Source organism: Paenibacillus hebaui (assembly GCF_051934385.1).
GTDB lineage: Bacteria > Bacillota > Bacilli > Paenibacillales > Paenibacillaceae > Paenibacillus.
The window spans coordinates 5,233,857-5,251,844 of record NZ_CP196836.1; the positions used below are offsets into that span (position 1 = coordinate 5,233,857).

13 protein-coding genes and 1 pseudogene are annotated in these 17,988 nt (G+C 45.6%); 4 read left to right on the plus strand and 10 right to left on the minus strand.

What is annotated here, in order from left to right; genetic code table 11:
- Nucleotides 1-19: 19 nt before the first annotated feature.
- Entirely contained in the window at nucleotides 20-673 is a 654-nt protein-coding gene (locus tag ACR32F_RS23765; RefSeq protein ID WP_440111378.1) for a YkyA family protein, read from the minus strand.
- Between the two features lie 40 nt (nucleotides 674-713).
- Nucleotides 714-1,616 carry a polysaccharide deacetylase family protein gene (locus ACR32F_RS23770; RefSeq protein WP_440111380.1) on the minus strand — a complete coding sequence of 301 codons (903 nt, stop codon included), beginning with the start codon at nucleotides 1,614-1,616 and terminating at the stop codon, nucleotides 714-716.
- Between the two features lie 229 nt (nucleotides 1,617-1,845).
- Between ACR32F_RS23770 and ACR32F_RS23775 the strand changes: the two genes are divergently transcribed.
- Both ACR32F_RS23775 and ACR32F_RS23780 read left to right on the plus strand, forming a co-directional pair.
- A complete protein-coding gene (locus ACR32F_RS23775; RefSeq protein WP_440111382.1) occupies nucleotides 1,846-2,790 on the plus strand; it encodes a DMT family transporter in 945 nt (314 codons plus the stop codon).
- Between the two features lie 100 nt (nucleotides 2,791-2,890).
- Nucleotides 2,891-3,727, plus strand: a complete 837-nt coding sequence (locus tag ACR32F_RS23780) for a sulfurtransferase (RefSeq protein ID WP_440111384.1) — start codon at nucleotides 2,891-2,893, stop codon at nucleotides 3,725-3,727.
- Nucleotides 3,728-3,777: 50 nt separating this feature from the next.
- Here the strand turns inward: ACR32F_RS23780 and ACR32F_RS23785 are convergent, their stop codons facing one another.
- The 5 genes from ACR32F_RS23785 to ACR32F_RS23805 form a co-directional block, all read right to left on the minus strand.
- Nucleotides 3,778-5,334, minus strand: coding sequence for a glycoside hydrolase family 32 protein (locus ACR32F_RS23785; RefSeq protein WP_440111386.1), 1,557 nt, complete (start codon nucleotides 5,332-5,334; stop codon nucleotides 3,778-3,780).
- Nucleotides 5,335-5,414: 80 nt separating this feature from the next.
- Nucleotides 5,415-6,866: a glycoside hydrolase family 68 protein gene (locus ACR32F_RS23790; protein WP_440111388.1), complete on the minus strand. Its 1,452-nt coding sequence runs from the start codon at nucleotides 6,864-6,866 to the stop codon at nucleotides 5,415-5,417.
- Between the two features lie 239 nt (nucleotides 6,867-7,105).
- Nucleotides 7,106-7,951 (minus strand): PRD domain-containing protein, encoded by an 846-nt coding sequence (locus ACR32F_RS23795; protein WP_440111390.1) that lies wholly within the window; start codon nucleotides 7,949-7,951, stop codon nucleotides 7,106-7,108.
- Nucleotides 7,952-7,960: 9 nt separating this feature from the next.
- Entirely contained in the window at nucleotides 7,961-9,508 is a 1,548-nt protein-coding gene (locus ACR32F_RS23800) for a PTS transporter subunit EIIC (RefSeq protein WP_440111392.1), read from the minus strand.
- 547 nt (nucleotides 9,509-10,055) lie between these two features.
- On the minus strand, nucleotides 10,056-10,511 hold the full coding sequence (locus ACR32F_RS23805; protein ID WP_440111394.1) for a DinB family protein: 456 nt from the start codon (nucleotides 10,509-10,511) through the stop codon (nucleotides 10,056-10,058).
- Nucleotides 10,512-11,509: 998 nt separating this feature from the next.
- On the opposite strand from ACR32F_RS23805, the gene ACR32F_RS23810 reads away from it, so the two are divergent.
- Nucleotides 11,510-12,391: a dimethylsulfonioproprionate lyase family protein gene (locus tag ACR32F_RS23810; protein ID WP_440111396.1), complete on the plus strand. Its 882-nt coding sequence runs from the start codon at nucleotides 11,510-11,512 to the stop codon at nucleotides 12,389-12,391.
- Nucleotides 12,392-13,037: 646 nt separating this feature from the next.
- Here the strand turns inward: ACR32F_RS23810 and ACR32F_RS23815 are convergent.
- The 3 genes and pseudogenes from ACR32F_RS23815 to ACR32F_RS23825 all read right to left on the minus strand — a co-directional run bounded on the left by ACR32F_RS23815 (nucleotide 13,038) and on the right by ACR32F_RS23825 (nucleotide 16,288).
- Nucleotides 13,038-14,320: pseudogene (locus tag ACR32F_RS23815) on the minus strand (IS110 family transposase).
- Nucleotides 14,321-14,773: 453 nt separating this feature from the next.
- Nucleotides 14,774-15,529 (minus strand): class I SAM-dependent methyltransferase, encoded by a 756-nt coding sequence (locus ACR32F_RS23820; protein WP_440111398.1) that lies wholly within the window; start codon nucleotides 15,527-15,529, stop codon nucleotides 14,774-14,776.
- A gap of 195 nt (nucleotides 15,530-15,724) precedes the next feature.
- Nucleotides 15,725-16,288, minus strand: a complete 564-nt coding sequence (locus ACR32F_RS23825) for a hypothetical protein (RefSeq protein ID WP_440111400.1) — start codon at nucleotides 16,286-16,288, stop codon at nucleotides 15,725-15,727.
- 310 nt (nucleotides 16,289-16,598) lie between these two features.
- Here ACR32F_RS23825 and ACR32F_RS23830 point away from each other — a divergent pair, with 310 nt between their 5' ends.
- Nucleotides 16,599-17,807: an IS110 family transposase gene (locus tag ACR32F_RS23830; RefSeq protein WP_440111402.1), complete on the plus strand. Its 1,209-nt coding sequence runs from the start codon at nucleotides 16,599-16,601 to the stop codon at nucleotides 17,805-17,807.
- The last annotated feature ends 181 nt before the right edge of the window (nucleotides 17,808-17,988 follow it).

The window sequence follows — 17,988 nt, forward strand, 5'->3', positions numbered from 1 at the left end:
CACGGATAACGTTCTAAAGTCAGCTTGCTTGCTCCATCTGCACCAACTTCTCATTAGCTACATTGAATGCCTTTGTCTGCTTGTTGAACTGTTGTCTTAATTCGGCGAGCTTTGCATACTGGCTATTGCGCTCCCGGATCGCACGTTTGATCTTGACCAGATTCGGCTTCGCCTTGTCTCGCATCAATGAGTACATTTCTTCATCTGCATCAAGACTTTGTTTGTAGAATACAACAAACGCTGCAAACGATTGCGCTCTCTCCTCATATTGGTCCAACACGATTTGGGCCTGTACCAGATTCTCTTCCTTCTCAAAGGAAAGTTCCGCCAGAGAGATTCGCAATGCTTCGGTCTGTTCTTTGGTCTCGTTCATTACTGATTCGGCTTGTTCCAGCAGCTTTCTCCGCTCGGAAATATGACCCTCTGCCTGATCCAACATCGCCTCAATGTCACTGTTTCTTTTCTTTCCTTTATCTAAAATCGAGTTGTATAACTCCATGTCTTCGCGTTCATGGCGGGCAAGCTCCTTCAGACTCTGGTTGATCCCCTGATCGCTCAGTATCAGCTCATTCACTTGATTCGCCGCTGGTTCCTGCGGCTGACCGCAGGCGCTGACAAGCAGAGCCAGCAAGATGCTGACTCCGACCATTGCTATCTTTTTTCTCCTAAACACCTAAGGTGTCTCCTCTCTTGCATCGACTATGCTGTTATGATTACAAGCGGGTATCACCGCTAAAATTGGACGTCCAATGTGCATTCGGATCATATACTTCAAACTCATAACCCCGCTCTTCGAGCAATTCCAATATGCGTGGCAACGCCTGTACTGTTTGCTCGCGCTCGTGCATCAGGATCACTTCCTTGTCCCGATGCACACTGCTGCTGATCCGTTCCACAATTTTGTCCGGCTTACCCGGAAGATTCCAGTCGAGGGAGTCCGTGGTCCAATCCCACATTTTGAATCCGGCCGCAGCGATGTCACCCCTGAAGGATTCTCCGATCTGGGGACTGCTGCCGTACGGAGCCCGAATCAGATGCGGTGTAAAACCGATCAGGTCCTGGACCATCTTCTGCTCCTTCTTGAATTCTTTCACAAAATTAGCGGAGCTTCCGCTCTTGTACAGTTTGTTGTAGTTGTGTGTCATGCTGTGGAGACCAGGATAACTGCCCTCCTTGACAAGCCGCTCCACTGTTTCCTTATGCTGATTCAACTGTCGCCCAATCATGAAGAAGGTTGCCTTCGCCTCATGCTGCTTCAAAATATCCAGTAATTGCCCAGTGTATTCACTCGGTCCATCATCAAACGTTATGTATGCCAGCTTGCGAACCTGACCCTGGAACCGCGCAGGCTCTTCTTTGGCTTCAGGCGTCATTTCAATCATGCCCAGCTTGGTTGGCTGTTCAATTGCAGCTACTGGAGGGGGTGTCACATAATCCTTAATCCAGTGTGTCATGCCAATGAATGCATATGTTAAACCGATAATGAGCAGTGCAAGAAGCGCCAGCGCAGCACTCAGTCTCCCATACCGGATTCTTCTACGTCCATGTGTCTTGGTTCGGCTTGTTCTATGCGGAATGCCGCCACTCTCTCCCGCTCTCTGTTGTTGAGCTCTCACTTCAAGGCCACTTCCTTACTTTCATTTTTTCCCGATTATTGGTACATTATATCGTTTCATGTCTCTATATAGAAGATTAATAGAAAAATAGTCTTGGAGGATGACAGAATAGTTACAAGCCCGGTTACAATCTGCTTATCTATTTTACGTACATTGCTTTTCGTATGGGTACATTGTCTTGTATAATGAATTGATTTACTTTATTTGACTTCAAGAAGGAGTTACATTCATGACAAGCTTGAACCGTGTCGGCAGATCCACCCTCCTGCTTTTCTTTGTCGGCATTATTGCAATTTCGTTCTCTTCCATCTTTATACGTTGGTCCACAGCGGATGTTGCTGTCATTGCAATGTACCGTCTATTACTGACCAATCTGCTAATGCTTCCTTTGGTCTGGAAATACAGACATGAGATGATGCGTCTGAACTTCAGACAATGGGCCTTGCTGCTCGCATCCGGTGTGATGCTGGCCCTGCATTTCCTGCTCTGGATGGGATCGCTCCGGCTCACCAGTGTAGCCAGCTCAACGGTCATTCTCGCTTTGGAACCTATATTGATTCTTGCCGGTTCAGTCTGGCTGTTCAAAGCTAAAATTAACCGCATGATGATCATTGGCATGGGCATCGCCCTGCTTGGCTCCATCGCCATCGGAGCTGGAGATTTCCAGTTGGCTGGAACAGCACTGCAAGGAGATGTTTTGTCTTTGCTGGGAACCATCGCTGTGGCAGTGCACATGTTACTGGGTCAGTTTTTGCGCGCCGGACTCAGTGCCTTCTCCTATAATTTCTGGGTGTTCTTCGTAGCTGCTTGTACGCTTGGGGTATATAATCTGGCGAATGGTCACGCATTTGGCGGCTATGCGGCTTCAGAGTGGGGAATTTTCCTGCTGCTTGCGATTGTGCCAACCATTTTTGGGCATTATCTATTCAACTGGCTACTTCAATATATGAATGCAACAACGGTATCGATGGGCGTACTTGGAGAACCCGTATTTTCCTCATTGCTGGCCTGGATGCTGCTTGGTGAATCACTTAGTGGACTGCAAATGTCCGCGGGAGTTGTCATTATCTTCGGGGTATGGATTTTTATTCGGTATGGAAAAACCAAACCTCAGATTACTTCAGCAGAAGCTTCTGTTACAGGAAAAGGGCCTGTAGAACCCACGACTGTGTAACTTACATTTGATTAGCATATTTTGCAAAAAACAACTGGAACCTGCATGTTGCAGATTCCAGTTTAAACCATCACATTACATATAAGGCGGTGTTTTTTTCATGAAAAATATTGTATCCATGCGCTGGCTGCTCGCCAGAATGTATGAACCGGATGTCGTCGTTGCCGATTGCCGATTCCTGCTCGGTCAACCGGATGCCGGACGAGAAGCATACGAGGCTGGACATATTCCGGGTGCGGTCTATCTCGACCTGGAAAAGGATCTGTCCGCTCCTGTCTCTGCGCATGGAGGACGCCATCCGCTTCCTGATCTGACTACACTCGCAAGTCGCCTGTCCAAGGTCGGCATTGGCTCGGATGCACGCATTATTGCCTATGATGACCAGGGCGGGATGAATGCATCACGGTTATGGTGGTTACTTCGTTATATGGGACATGAACAGGTATATGTCATGGACGAAGGCTTCTCTGCCTGGCAGAACGCCAAGTTTCCAGTAACTACGGATGTGCCGGTGCAGATTCCCGCTTCGTTTGAAGTGAATGTGCAGCCAGCCATGCTGGCAAGTGTAGAGGATGTACAGCAGGCTTCGGCTAAAGGTTCATCTGTGGTGATCGACTCCCGAGATGCCCGCCGCTACGGGGGACTGGAGGAGCCCATTGATGCCAAGGCTGGACATATTCCAGGGGCGGTGAACTATTTTTGGAAAGACGTATTGGATTCAGATGGACGTTGGACAGGGGCTGGGGCGTTAGAAGAACGCTTCGAGAAGCTGGGCACGGATGGCGCAATTATCGTATACTGTGGTTCAGGCGTCTCAGCTTGCCCGAACGTGATTGCACTTGAAGAAGCGGGATACTCGAACGTGAAATTATATTCAGGAAGCTGGAGTGACTGGATTAGTTATGAGGAGAATCCGGTGGCTACCGGAGAGGAATAAATACAAAGAAGCCCACATCCAACGATGCGGGCTTTTCGTCATGCCGCCGATTAATCGAAATATTTAATTTGCAGGTTGCTAAATACTGCCGTGCCCCCTTCAGCATACAGTGTAATTCCGCGGTCGTTCGAGTGGGGGAAAATGATATTGGATAACACCACTGAACCATCATCAACAAAGACCTCGATACTGGTCTTGTCTACCAGAATCTTGAGATGAACCTTGTTCTTCTCGGGAGTATATGCCGCTTGACTCTCCAAGTCTTGGCCACTCCTGTCAGGATTCCCGGTATATGCCCGGTTCACATAGACATAGCCGCCTTCTACATTGACGCCGGTATCCACATGTCGGCTCTGGTCGTTGGATTCACGAAGCCTTAATCCAACATTGTTGATCTTGGTCCACGATATATCGGCCTCAAGCTGATATGAATCTCCCGTCACATGAAGTGCATGAGATCCCTTCACTGTAATCGGTTTGAAGGCAGACTCCGAGACTACCGCCTGTTCCAGAGACTCAATCGGTCTTGAGATCAGTCGATACTGGCCCGTTTTGGATACAATAAGTTTAATTTCACGAACAATCGAATCCATGCCGTTGTAACCTTCCTGCAGTGTTGGCGTATTGTTGGGATAGTTCCAGTTATTCATCCAGGCGAATGCGTAGCGGTGACCGGTTTTGTCGCTGCTTGCCCCATCTTCAAATGTAACTCCTCCATACCAGTCGAAGCCATAGTCCAGCCATTGTGGTTCATGAAGGTCGGGAACAAATTCTTTGCCATTAAAGCTTCCGGTCCAGTAAGCGTAGGTGTTGGGTTGTCCTGAGGATCTGCCGTTGGCGCTTACGCCGAGCACCCATTTATAGGTTCCGTTATCTGCCCGCATCACAAATAGATCAGGACATTCCACCAATCCCACGTTTTCCGTGAAGAAACCGCCGGTATATCGCCATTTTTTCAAATCAGCCGATTCGTAGAATCCAATCTTCGTCCCTTCAGCCAGAGCCATAACCCATTTTCGGGATCGTTCATCCCAAATGATTTTAGGGTCTCTGAAATCCTTTTGTCCCGGATTCTTTAACACCGGTCGATCTCCATAAGGCTTAAACGTTTTCCCTTGATTGGTGCTGTACCATAAGAATTGTTCCTGCTGTCCACTGCTCGCAGAAGGCTGTGTCATAATGGCAACAAGCGCCCCTTTGCCAAAACCGGCTGTACCTGACTCATCCACAACCAAGGAGCCTGACCATGGATCACCATTCCGGTTCGTGTATTTGGGAATTGCTACGCCTTCATCCTTCCAATGAACCAGATCGACCGATGTTGCATGCCGCCATTCCGTACCATTGCCTGTGGGGTAATCACCGTTATATAGATAATAGTAGTGGTATTTCCCGTCCAGATATATCGGCCTTTGGGGATCATTCTTCCACTTGTCTGGCGTTGTAAAATGAAAGCTAGCTCTCAGACTCGCCCTGGGAGAGGCTATTCCCGTATCCTCTGTAGGCCATCCGCCGTTGCTCAGGATTGGAATGACAGTGAAGGCGAGCGTGATCACACCACAGACAGCAAACCATATGACCATTTTCTTTCTGATTTTGTTATTCATCACAGATACCTCGTTTATAAAAAAAGAAAATGCCAATAGATATCGACATTTTCTTTCTTCAGACTTTCTGTGGAATTTGTTTATTCCACTGTCAATTGTCCTTGTGCCAGAATGCTGTCCTTCACTACGGATGTTTTGGATCCTTTGATATTCACCAAGAAACTTGGTGCGAAGGTAGAACGATGATCTTCAAACATTCCTCGGTTGGTCATATAACTAGTGATCACTACGTTGTTGCCTTGAACCTGCGGAATAGCAAAATGTGCATAAGTCCAGGTTACATCCTTAGGGTCCAGATCTTGATGCAATACAAGTCCAGTACCATTCAACGGCTTGTAAGGTCCTGTCAGAGAATCAGATACATAGCCCAGCATGTAGATATCTTCAGCATCAATGCCATCCACAAACATTTTGGCTCCTCTTGTATCCGTGAACAAATACCATTTTCCATTCAACTCAAAGATATTTGCGCGTTCAATTTCATCGGTTACTGTATTTGATGCAATCAGCGGCTTCATCACTTGTTTTAAGGTATAGTCGTTATTCAGTTCAATGATCCCCAAAGCGCCATTGGCTAAGGAAGCAGACTTTTTATTAGGGCTTTGCAGCAATTTCTCCCTCTCGGCCTGGAAGAACTTCTTGCTCCCCTCGTAGAAGGCTCTGTTATTGAATGCATCCTCGCCCTGATAGCCCATTTCTGTTCCCGTATTGGCTTCGAAAACGAGGTATTTACGACCATTATCTTCCACATAGTGAGGATCTCTCAACGTATGATTGTCGGAATAATCCCCACCGCTGAAAGCCTGATCGACTGTTTGATACATTTTTCCGTCACCATCAAAGATCGACTTGAAATCTTCAACACCGTCCACCTTGAGCGTGTCCTCTGGAAGTTCGGAGACATTGATTTGAGCAGTTGTCAGGGTTTGCTTGCCATAAAATCCATTGGCCGGGTCCCAGCCATGACGATTGGTGTAGAACAGACGAATATGACCATCAGCAGTCAGTGTAGAAGAGCCGGACCATTCCTCTGCCTGGTGATTCAGAATTGGGTCATTTGGAACGTCCTTGTCTGTGTTTTTGAACACTCTGCCTGCATTTTTCCAGGCATCAATGGATGTGTCTCCTGCTTTTTTGTAAAACATATAGATGAATGTGTCCCATCCCCGATCCGGGTCACCCGCCAGACCAAAGACGATTTGATAACCATGATAGTCTGCTACGGTACCATCCGCATTCTGCAGCGGCCAAGTATCCCACACATCCATGTCGATGACGTTACCATTTTCATCATATCCTTTTGCAGAAGGGATATTTTGGATAACAGAAGCGTCAAACTGAGGAATCTTGAATCGTTCTTTGATTTGTTCCTCAGGGATTTTCAGGGCGTCTGTACGTGTAATATGCGAGATACCATAACTCTCTTTGTAGTCAGACTTTTCTTTTGCTAAAGCCGAAACTCCCCCACCTGCCAATAATGCTGTTGCAAACGTTACTGCTGTCACTCTTCTCACAATCTTCTGGATATTCATTGATTTCTCCCTCTCTCTTGTCATTTTTTTCCAGAAAACAGAAAAAGACCTAAAAATCGCTAGGGCATGGTGGATACACCGATCCCAACGGACTTTTAGGTCTTGCCTGCTTACCAGTAACAATCCCGACATATTCAACTGTCGATAACTATTCTATATGGTCGGATCAAAACTTGGCTATAGATCGAAACTCCCGATTCGGATTAAGGACCAGAGACTCAGTTTACCAAGCAAAAGAATCAATCCGAGGATGGATTAAGTCGATGATCTATCCGGCTGATCTCCATGGCGATCACAACCAGTTGGCTTTCGGTAAAAGTATATCCATAATCCTCTTCAACCATTTCACCGATCTCACGGGCCTGTGTATATGCTTCGGTAAAATTCATCCTTGCAATCGCTACAAGCTCCGGATTCAGTTCATTGCGGAGTCTCCCTGATTCATCCGTTTGCAGCATATTCTCAAGCTGGGTCAAAAGTCTCTCATAGTTCGCAGATCCCCGATCCAGCACACCGGCAACTTGTCCCACACCTTCTGCGATATCCCTGATCATGGCCGTCTTTTCTGGAACCTTGTGGCGCATGCCCGCATTCTTCCAGGCAGTATGGATATGCATGGCGATATAACCAACCTCATCTTCCGGAATGGCTACCTGTAATTTCTTGTGGATCAAACGCTTCGCATGAAGCGCGAGCTGGAACTCTCTTGGATAGAGGATACGAATCTCCTCAAGAAGTGTGTTTCGTATTTCGATTCCCTTGCCAATCCGCTCCAGGGCATACGAGAGATGGTCTGTAAGCGCGATGTGAATATGCTCATGGAACGTGACGCCCAATGATTTCTCGGCGAAAGTAATGATCTGCTGGGTGACCGCAATTTCTTCCTCGGGCAGGGTCCCCAGTATTTCCTGAAGGTGGTTGTACTGTTTCGGATCAGTCATCACAAACACTTTTTCAACAAGGCTTGGGTCTACAATATCATTTTTTCCTTTTCGGAAAACAATCCCCGCCCCCATGACAATTTTCTCTTCTCCATGATCGTTAACCACAGCGGCGTTATTGTTGAGTATTTTTTTGATCTTCATGTTAGTCTCCTATGCCTGTTCGTTAAGTTTATCAGCTTCTGGTCGAACAACGCGATCCACACCGAGCAACAAGGTAACGGTAAAAGCCGTGGCCAGAGCAAGCACAAAACCGATCAGATAATGAACAAGATTCATCAACCCGGGCTGTACGATAAAAGCGATCATCGGGATTCCGGTTAGCCCAAATGAATTGGCCACAACCTGATGAAAAGCAACATATGCCCCTCCGGCGGCTCCTCCTGCAACAGCACCCAGAAAGGGGCGCCCAAGTTTAAGATTAACACCGTAGGTGACTGGTTCGGTGATACCGAACAGCGCCGTGATCGAGGCAGGCAAAGCTATTTTCCTCAATACTTCGTCCCGGGTTCTGGCATACACTGCAAGACCCGCCCCTGCTTGCGCGATATTCGCCATGGACCAGATCGGAAGCAAGAAATTGAAGCCGATATCCGGATTGGAAATCAATCCAACCTCGACAGCCTGAATCCCGTGATGGAGACCGGTGATCACGATGGAGCTGTATATCCCTCCAAGCAGAAGGCCAAATAGCAAGCTCCCGTAATTGAAGACGTGCTCCAGAATACTTCCCAGCGAGCGGCCCAGACCAAGAGCAAAGGGTTCAATAACCAGTACCGCAAGGCTGCCCGCGATGCTAAAGCTTAAAAAGGGAACGAGAAGAACAGCTCCGGATGACGGTATCCATCGGCGTAGTCTTTTCTCAATTATCGTCAGCATAAACGCCGCAAGAACGGTCGGGATTATGGCTCCCTGATACCCGAATTGCGGTGATATGGGCAAAGCTTGAGCAAAGGCTGGATCTCCACCGATTTCAGTGAACGGAACAATCCCCGGATGAGTCATGACAATCCCAACAGCGGCACCAAGCGCTGGGGTCCCCCCGAACCGCTTGGCCGTGTTGTATCCGAAGAGAACCGCCATCAGCTGGAACGCTGAGCCCGTCAGCAGTGACAGAATCCGGAACCACATTTGGTTTGGATCATCCCAACCGACTGCCCCCGCAAGTCCCAAAAGGCCCAACAGCAGCCCAGCCCCGACGAAGAGCGGAATAATGGGCACAACGATATCAGAAAAAAATTGGAATCCGTCCATCAACCTTTGTAACAGTGCTCGTGAATGAAGACCTTTATCATTAGACGACCTGCTACCCGTAGACACGGAAGGAAGTGGATAGGAATCAGTATGATCTACTTCGTGTAGCCGTGGTGTCATAGATCCATTCGGGTCGTCTTCTTTGGGTATGGACGAAACAGCTGACTGAAGCATGCCATTCACCTGGCGATTGACCTTCGAGACAAGAGCGGGACCAAGGATAACCTGCAGTTGTCCAGCACGAACGAACACCCCTTGAATTTCCTGCATACCGTCAAGACGTTCTTGTTCCACCAGATCACTATTCTGCAACCGGAGTCGGAGTCGTGTCGTGCAATGGGTGCTTTCGATAATATTGTCCGTTCCTCCAGACCATTCAATAAGTTGCGCGGCCAATGCCCTTGCGGAACTACCTCCCTTTGTGACACTCCGGTCATCCTGCTGCATGGATGCTCCTCCCTGTTACTTAGCATTAAACGGACATCGAAGGATCGACGATCTATCATTGAAAGTTGATCTTCTTCAAAAATAACAATTCCGTCATTTATGGCAATATTACTATTGTGACCACTTCACTTTCCAAAATCAATGGTCAGTAAATACCACTACTCTGAGGACAATGGCTCATCTTGGCTTTGCATTCAGTTCTAGCAGATCCCCACGACGAATTCGAAGTGTATGTCGGAAGCTGGATCGACTGAATCAGTTAGGAGAAAATCCGGTGGCTAGTGGGGAAAAGTGAAAACAAAGAGCCCGCATCGGCCGGAGGCTTTTAGTTTTGTAGCTATGATGGTGTACGGGGACATGGGTACTTGGGCGCAGAGATGCTTGTGACTTAACCCATAACTTTGCCAAAATACACACTTATGCTTCCAATACGTCAAATTTCAACGAAAAATGGAGCAACCTGTAGACTGCCCCATGCTTTTTGAACTAACGTTCCCCGTAGTTCAATGCCAATCCCATTCCGAGTAATGGTGATTATTAGGCCCTGTTAGAGCCTCGCGAACGTGATGTAATCGACTTGAACAGGCTCTGCCGATTCGATCCGAAGTGCCCGGTTGATCTGTCCCCGGTGATATTGCCCATGTAAGAGGACCTGCGACAGGATGTCCCGGACGGACGTTCGGAACGGAACCCCGCTCTGGTTCGCATAGTCGATCATCTCGTCCAACTCGGATTCCTCGAGCCCTTCGATATAGACGCGATATTGCTCGGCGTTTTCTTCGAACATCGTCCGGATCGCCGTCAGGTCTTCCGCTTCTTCCCACAACGAATATTGCGCGCTGCCCTTGCCCTGCAATCGGGACAGCCAGACTCGTTCTGCGACCGCGACGTGCCGAACCAGCTTCAGAAGGTCCTTGTTCTTCGACTCACTCTCCTCAAGCGCGTCCAAGATGCGTCCGTCCGCCCAGTACAGGTGGTCCATCATGCACTTGATCGTCTTCATTTCGGTTTCCCCCTCTTCGTCTCATCGATTACTTGAACCTACTGTTATCCGTTAGTTTAATCATTTAAACTAAAACAAACTTTTTTGGGTGAATTCCTTGTTGCTGTAACACTTCCAAGGAGAAACGTGCATTTTCAAAGGTATTAGCTGCTTTATCTTCTTTAAGTAATGATTCCGAAGGTACTCCTAACGCTCCCCCTCATGTAGAATAAATTGAGCGATACCGTTATGGTACAATGTTGCGGCTCTTTCCATTAATTGAGGATGACTTGCTCCTGGAATTAATATAATGTCTGAATGTTCCAACTCCGTTTCGAAAAACATAAAATCACTAATACAATCAAAGGGGAATGACATATGAAGACCTCCTCAGTATTAACGCCCCTGGAATCCGGTATTTTCGAAGTATTCAAAGACTATCTATTCGCTATTTGGTTAAATTATCCTACCTATTAGCTTAATAAAAAGGCAGCCGATCGTTTGACCAGGTGCCTTCTTGCCTCTATTCAACTATCGTTTCCCGTTAGCGTAATTTCTAAAGACCAATAATAGATATTAATTCTGGATGTTTTAAATTGAATGCTTGTAGAGTATCGAAAACCTCCTGCAGACCCTCTGCAACAGCAAGCATTAGATTGCCTCCCGGACTGTTGTTCTAGGAGCTTGCCATGCCAATATGTTATTTATACGAAAAGTGCGTGGTGATCCAGTTAATAGACAGATAGCTTTAATCAACCCATTCCGGATACTGTTTACTTCAATACGTCGCTGTGTGATCTTTCCAGACCGATCTATATACATGATTTCAATGATTTTGTCAAGATACTTCTCTGGCATCTTATTCACTCCTCATAAGATCTTTTGTTTGCATTACATGCGAACAATCGTTCTTTATTCAAGTGGAAAATCAAACAAAATCGCATGTTTGTGGTAGTATATGCCTAAGGGTAATAGACCCTGATTGTCCTTTATTATGACAATATATAGAGGATTAGTTAATGTTAATGTTTGTGAGAATAATGATCTTTTTTCACTTTGATTGTATTGTTTATACTGGAAATAATAGTTTCTTTGGCCAGGAGAACGGAAATTCTAAACGGATGTTTCCAGGTTCAGTAGCAAGCTTTGTCTTAATTAGAGTAGCATCGTCAAGATCATTTTTCGCCAAGTTCTTGGGGATTAAGCAAGAAGAAAATTCGGATTTCACTTTTGTTTATTGGAGGTTGAATAACACCATGGAAGAGATAAACAGGTTGATAGACACATTCTTAATTCAGCTACACAGACGTCTCGAACATTATGAGACCAACGATTCCGACATACTCGACGAGATAAGCCAAGTTTTGCAGGTGTGGCCTGTGGTGCCAAGCTCTGGAAAACTTCCCAGTCCACAAGGATCACCCGTCGCTAAGTATCTCGATATTGCATTGACACTTGGTGATACCGGTGCGGAGTCAAGCCTTGCGGCAGCTATCAGGCCTTTGGCACCATTCCTCCACTGGGCCTTCGGTTATCCACCACATCCGCTACATCCAAACCTAGAATCACATGTATCTTTCGCGCAAATTATCGGACCGGAAGATCTGGGAAGGGCTGACCACTTGCTCATGGGACTTACCTTATTAGCTCCTGAAACGCTTTATCCAGCACATGTGCATCCTGCTAATGAAATATACATACCCATAGGTGGGACAGGGGTTTGGACAAAAGGCAGCGAACAGCCAACACCAAGAGCACCCGGATCTTTTATTCTTCATCAGAGTGGGATGGTCCACACAACTGAATCGAAGCTCGATCCAGTCTTGGCACTTTATATCTGGCGAGGTGACCTTATAACGTCATCAAAATTCTTAATAAATCCAGAAAAATCATCTGGATAATGGATTACTCGTTGCAAGCCCCATTTTTGTTCGTGTTGACAATTCATGCGATGAACAACTAACTCCTACAGGAGTAGAAGTATCCACCGATCCTGTACGAGCTAAGATACGCACGGCAAAAGGTCCTATGTGGTTTCCTTATGAGGATATAGAAAACATAGAACTTATTGCTCAGATACTACATTAAAAGAGACCACATTGGCGATCTGCCTCTGTGCTCTCTTCTTTGCGCTATCCTCCCTCTATGGAGAATCGTTATCCTCTTAAATACGCTTGTTTTCTTAGGTTTTGAACGTTTTTCTTTCGTACGAAATAAAAGCGAATGGAACAAGGTTGTAGAAGATGCAGAATATGGGACGGAGAAAGTAAAAAAGCATATCCACCCAGACCACTCATTTAAAAAAGTGGACTTTCTGGAGATTTATGGTCGCACCTTTGGATCTCCACATCGCCTCATGGAGGTCAACCTCCCATGTCTCACAGAGTCTTCGCTCCCACATTCCTTCATTCAACCTGTCCATGAGGTGGAGGTCGGATATGCTGCCCGACAGGATCTTTGTCCGTATGTTAGTGTTGTTCCGACTCATCCGTGCTTCAATTGTCTGTACCTTTGTTAATACGTTCTTTCTCTATGAAAACATTGGATCTAAGCTGCTAGCGACACCGCTGTGAATTGAGGGATATCCTGCAGCATCTTTTCTTCACTGTACCGATGACCTTTTTTCAAAACCCCAAAGAGAATTCGAATCAGCTTGCCGCAAAGCGCAATAAGCGACTGCATCTTTTTCAACGGATTGTCTGGCCGTTTAGTGTAGTACTGATGCAACGCCTTAAACGCTCGGTTCTTAGCCACCAGCGGCATCATGACGCGAAATAGCAGCGCCCGTAGCCGCTTACGACCTCTCTTCGTGATCTTCGTTTGTCCCTTGTGTTTACCGGACGTGTTTTCTTTGAGGTTCAATCCCGCGAGCTTAATGATCTGTTTGGGATGCCGATAACGTTCAATGTCGCCAATTTCAGCGAGGAACCCGGCTATACTGTCCCGGCCAATTCCTTTTATGGCCAGTAGTTGCTTCACATGACTTGCTCCAAGAGCTCATCCAGCCTTGCCTCAAGCTCTTCAAACTTTCCTTCAAGCAGCTCGCACTGTGTTAACAACAGCCTAAGCTCGAGTTTTGCTAGTGCTGTACCTTCTCGTATACCAACGGAACGGCTTGCCGCTGCTTTCAGACTTCTCATACGTTCGATGCCGAGACCTCGCTTGGCAACTTTTCTGAGATGACTCAGCAAGGCTTCCTCAGACTCAGAAACCAGCTCATGCGGCAATAAACAAAGACTGAGCATTTGACGTGCGGACTTGCATTCCCAATCCTTAAAAACGGTGAGGAACTCTGGAAAATACCGATCCAACCAGTTATGGACGCGGCCTTGCACCACGCGCAAGTCAGTCGACAGGTGATCGCGAATTTTCATCGCTTCCCTTAGTTCGGCATAGATGCCCTGAGGAAGGTTAGGTACGGCGTATCTTCCGTCTTTGACGAGCTGTGCGATGACTTTAGCATCTTTGATGTCGTTCTTGGTCGGCGAATTGTCGTCCAATTCTTTGCTTTTCTTCACGTGGAGCGGATTAACCACAGCGCATGTAACGTGCTGTTCTCTTAGAAAATGGGCCAGGTTCAACCAGTAGTGACCGGTCGGTTCCATGCCAACGATGACGTCCTGGAACCCTTGCTCCGTCGCAAGCTTTCTGAGCCAACTAACGAACATTTCGAAGCCTTCACGGTTGTTTTCAAACGTGATGGGCTTCCCAAACTCGACTCCGCGATAGTCTTGTGCTCGAGCGACGTGTTTAAATTTAGCGATATCTACACCGACAATTAAGGTAGACGAAGTGATTTGATTAATTCGATCATTTTGAGTAGAATTCATTTTGTAGTCTCCTTGATTTGTTTTTGGATCCGTTAGCTGGCCAGGCGTCGTGGACCCATTAACATCATATCAAGGAGTCTTTTTGTTTCTCAAACCTCGTATTTCTTCATAATAGGAATGCTGCCCGTTACTTCAATGAAAAAAAGCAGCCCCTCATGAACTGCCCATACTGCTAGTCACTTCTAACAATAGGATGAGTTCATTCAAGGCTACCTCTTCTATTTAATATTTACCAAGTAAGCCAACCACTCGTTCGTTTATAACCGTGTAGAAGCTCGTATTCCTTACTACGCATCAGTCGTTTCATTTTTGTTCTATACAGACGATAATCATCTTTTCTTGCTACTTTACACTCTTTGTTGTAATGAACACTCTTGATTCCTTTACGGAAATCCTTAAATGGCCAACAACCCAATTAGCTATTCAATTAAACGTTTTTAATTGAAGCTGGAACTATACTTCTCCCCAAAAAATCTCAGTTTCATAATCGAATTGAACAATACCATCTTGATTATTCCTATCAAATAGATTCCGCAGTTCTGTCATCATTGGATTGTAATTTGGATGCCCCTGTACAGGGCTGTAGGAAGATGATAGCAACCGGCCTTTCAAGCCCTCGAAATCGAACTCCTGACTCATTCTGAATCGTACGTTATGCATCGTATCTTCCTTGAAAAAAGAGAGAAGCGTAGCCGGAGAAATATTTTTATGATTGACTTTTTCGTAGTCGATTCCGTATGTATGAAGCAGTTGATCGTACTCTTCACGAAATGAAGTACCGTTTGTAAGACGGGAATTCCAGATTAGTATTACTTTCCCACCAGGCTGTAGTATTCTGCGGAACTCGGTTTGCGCTGCTAAGCGATCAAACCAATGAAATGCCTGAGCGCAGACAATAAACTCAACTGACTGACCAGGTAATCCAGTAGATTCTGCAGAACCTGATATACTCCGAAAGTTCGGATTGCTTTCTAACATTTGCTCTGCGGCTTCCCGCATCGCCTGATTTGGCTCGACCGCGATCACATAGCTTCCGCGTTCCAGAAGTAGCTTTGAAATGATCCCTGTACCTGAACCGATATCTGATATTTTACTGTTCGAACGCAAACCGACGAAGTCGTACAAATAATTAACAGCCTCTTTCGGATAGCTCGGGCGGTACTTCAAATATGAATCGACCCGGTTCGAAAACTCTTCTCTACTGTTCATCTCTCGTCACTCTCCCATCTGATTTTAATCAAATGATACAGATGAAATCCATTTAAAAAAAAGAGAAGTTTTCCAAATTTAATTTCCTATTTTTGCCCGAATTGATAAAACTTACTCTCGATACTATATCTTATCCCAATTAATGAGTTAATACGGATTTACTCCCCAACAAAAGAAATATAAATCATCCTGCCCTTAGTTGAACGTTGATTTTGCCAAATCGACCATTTCCTCTTTAGTAAGAACTTTGCTGTCGATCTCAATAAAAGTACCATCCTGGACCCATCGTAGGTATCCTCCTAGTATGTGGTTAGCCCATGGTTCAAATCGCCCTTCACTTCCGTTTATGTTAATTTTCTCTCCACGTTCACTAAATTTAAAATCCTCAACAAAAGTTCTTGTTGTACTTGTTTGATTTCGAATATCAATGTTAGTGACTTCTCGTTCTATTTTATAGCCAACCGCCTTGTGTTCTTCAATTGCAAACAAATACGTCTGTCCAGACTCATCAAAGAAATGAAGTCTAACTTTTGAAACGGGTTGACTAGGTACAAATGGATAGGGCTCTTTGATTTCCATCTTATACCTTTGGTCCGAGTGGGATGGTGCAAGTAGTTTGAAATCGGCAGCATTTCGTAATTTATCCAGGTCAACATTTAAAGAAAAAAGCTTAGTATTAGCTGTAGCGATGAGTGGTTCAACGTTGATTCCAACGGACAAAGTACAGATAAAAATCAAAGAAACAAACCGTTTAAACAAGGCGTTCCCTCCAGTGTTTTGGGGATATTATACCCTTGTTTAATTCAACTATCCTGCCCGTTCGTATTATGAGATCAACCAGTTCTTTCTGGTTGATCCTTTTTTCATTTGCATAGAGGATTAAGGTAGCCTGGTCGAACGTACCTGCCCGTGGGACTTGATCCCGAGCGCTATAGTGTTCGCCCCTACTTGTCATGACCATGATTGAGGCTGGTTGGGACGTAAGATCCCGTATAACAAGCGATGCTATGGAGCGACAAGAAGAACCTTAGGGGATGCCGGTAAATCTAAACTTACAGGGAGAGATGAAATGAATCCAGTTGTCGGTCTAGATGCTTCAAAAGAAGAAAGTCATGGACAAGCCTTTTTAGCGCGCGGAAAGCCCTTCAGAGGGACATTCCACTTTGAGCACACTCGCGATGGCCTAGCAAATCTCCATCAAGTTTTGAATGATATTGAGAATGCATCCAAACTACGTCCTCTGCTTATTCTAGAAGCAACAGGCCATTATCAAAGCCCCGTTGTTCAGTTTCTAGAAGAACATCACTATATTTACATTGTCATTAATCCGCTCATTTCAAGTCGGCTTAGAAAGTCTCAACTTCGTAAAGTTAAGACGGATGCTGCGGACGCTTACCTATTAGGAGAATTGTACTACAAGGAAGAATTTGAACCTTTTAAGAAAAGAGGTGTGCAACTTCTTAATCTGCGATATCTTACAAGACAATATGAGTCTCTTTCAAAGATGTGTGTACAGACAAAGCTGCAATTCCAAGCCGTTTTAGATCAGGTTTTCCCCGCTTACAAAGGCGTCTTTGGAGCTATGTATTCTCGTATTTCACTACGGTTTTTAAGTGAATTCCCAACCTCATATTCAGTTTTGCAGACGGATGAAATTACACTCAAAGCTAAGGTGAAAGAATTACTTTCTTCGAAACGGGGGCGTTCAGAGGGCTGGATTAACCAACGGATTCAGCGGTTGCTAGACGCGGCAAAGCAAAACCCATTTCAGCAAACCATGTATGCGAGCCACTTAATCAATTTGAAAGTTCTTATTACCCTTATTCTTCAGTACCAAGAGCACCTTGCTGAACTGGAACAGAACATGGATGCTCTGGCTGAAGAAATTGAAGAGTATGAATTAATTCAGTCGATTCCCGGTATTGGGCATAAAATTGCTGCAACAATTTTATCTGAAATTGGAGAAGTCGACCGATTTGATCATCCTAAAAGGCTAGTCGCCTTTGCAGGCATTGATCCGAGCGTCTTTGCTTCCGGTAAATTTACAGCAACTCGAAACCGAATCACGAAACGCGGTTCCAGGCAGTTGCGTTACGCACTGGTAATGGCTGTTCAGTGTGGGCTTATACGCTCTGGAAATATGCGAATCAAAGCGTTCTATGATCGCAAGAGAGCAGAAGGAAAACCACATAAAGTAGCTCTAATCGCATGTGCAAATAAGCTCGTCCATTGGCTCTATGCAATCCTGAAAAATAAAAAGGAGTTTCGTCCAATTTAAAAGATTCCATTGGCATAACCTTCCAAGAAACAACGGAATTGGAGGGTTATTTGGCATGCTCATTTTAACTATACCACATGATTTAGAATCCCTTTACTGGTAATCTTGACAAGCTATTAGCTGGTATAGCTTAACGAAAAGACAGCCGACTAATTAGCCGGCTGTCTACTTGAGTTATCAT

Bases quoted from the DNA above. Each gene is read 5' to 3' on its own strand.
- ACR32F_RS23790 (WP_440111388.1), bottom strand. From the start codon at position 6,866: ATGAATATCCAGAAGATTGTGAGAAGAGTGACAGCAGTAACGTTTGCA.
- ACR32F_RS23805 (WP_440111394.1), bottom strand. From the start codon at position 10,511: ATGAAGACGATCAAGTGCATGATGGACCACCTGTACTGGGCGGACGGA.
- ACR32F_RS23795 (WP_440111390.1), bottom strand. From the start codon at position 7,951: ATGAAGATCAAAAAAATACTCAACAATAACGCCGCTGTGGTTAACGAT.
- ACR32F_RS23820 (WP_440111398.1), bottom strand. From the start codon at position 15,529: ATGAACAGTAGAGAAGAGTTTTCGAACCGGGTCGATTCATATTTGAAG.
- ACR32F_RS23785 (WP_440111386.1), bottom strand. From the start codon at position 5,334: ATGAATAACAAAATCAGAAAGAAAATGGTCATATGGTTTGCTGTCTGT.
- ACR32F_RS23830 (WP_440111402.1), top strand. From the start codon at position 16,599: ATGAATCCAGTTGTCGGTCTAGATGCTTCAAAAGAAGAAAGTCATGGA.
- ACR32F_RS23775 (WP_440111382.1), top strand. From the start codon at position 1,846: ATGACAAGCTTGAACCGTGTCGGCAGATCCACCCTCCTGCTTTTCTTT.
- ACR32F_RS23810 (WP_440111396.1), top strand. From the start codon at position 11,510: ATGTTAATGTTTGTGAGAATAATGATCTTTTTTCACTTTGATTGTATT.
- ACR32F_RS23800 (WP_440111392.1), bottom strand. From the start codon at position 9,508: ATGCAGCAGGATGACCGGAGTGTCACAAAGGGAGGTAGTTCCGCAAGG.
- ACR32F_RS23780 (WP_440111384.1), top strand. From the start codon at position 2,891: ATGAAAAATATTGTATCCATGCGCTGGCTGCTCGCCAGAATGTATGAA.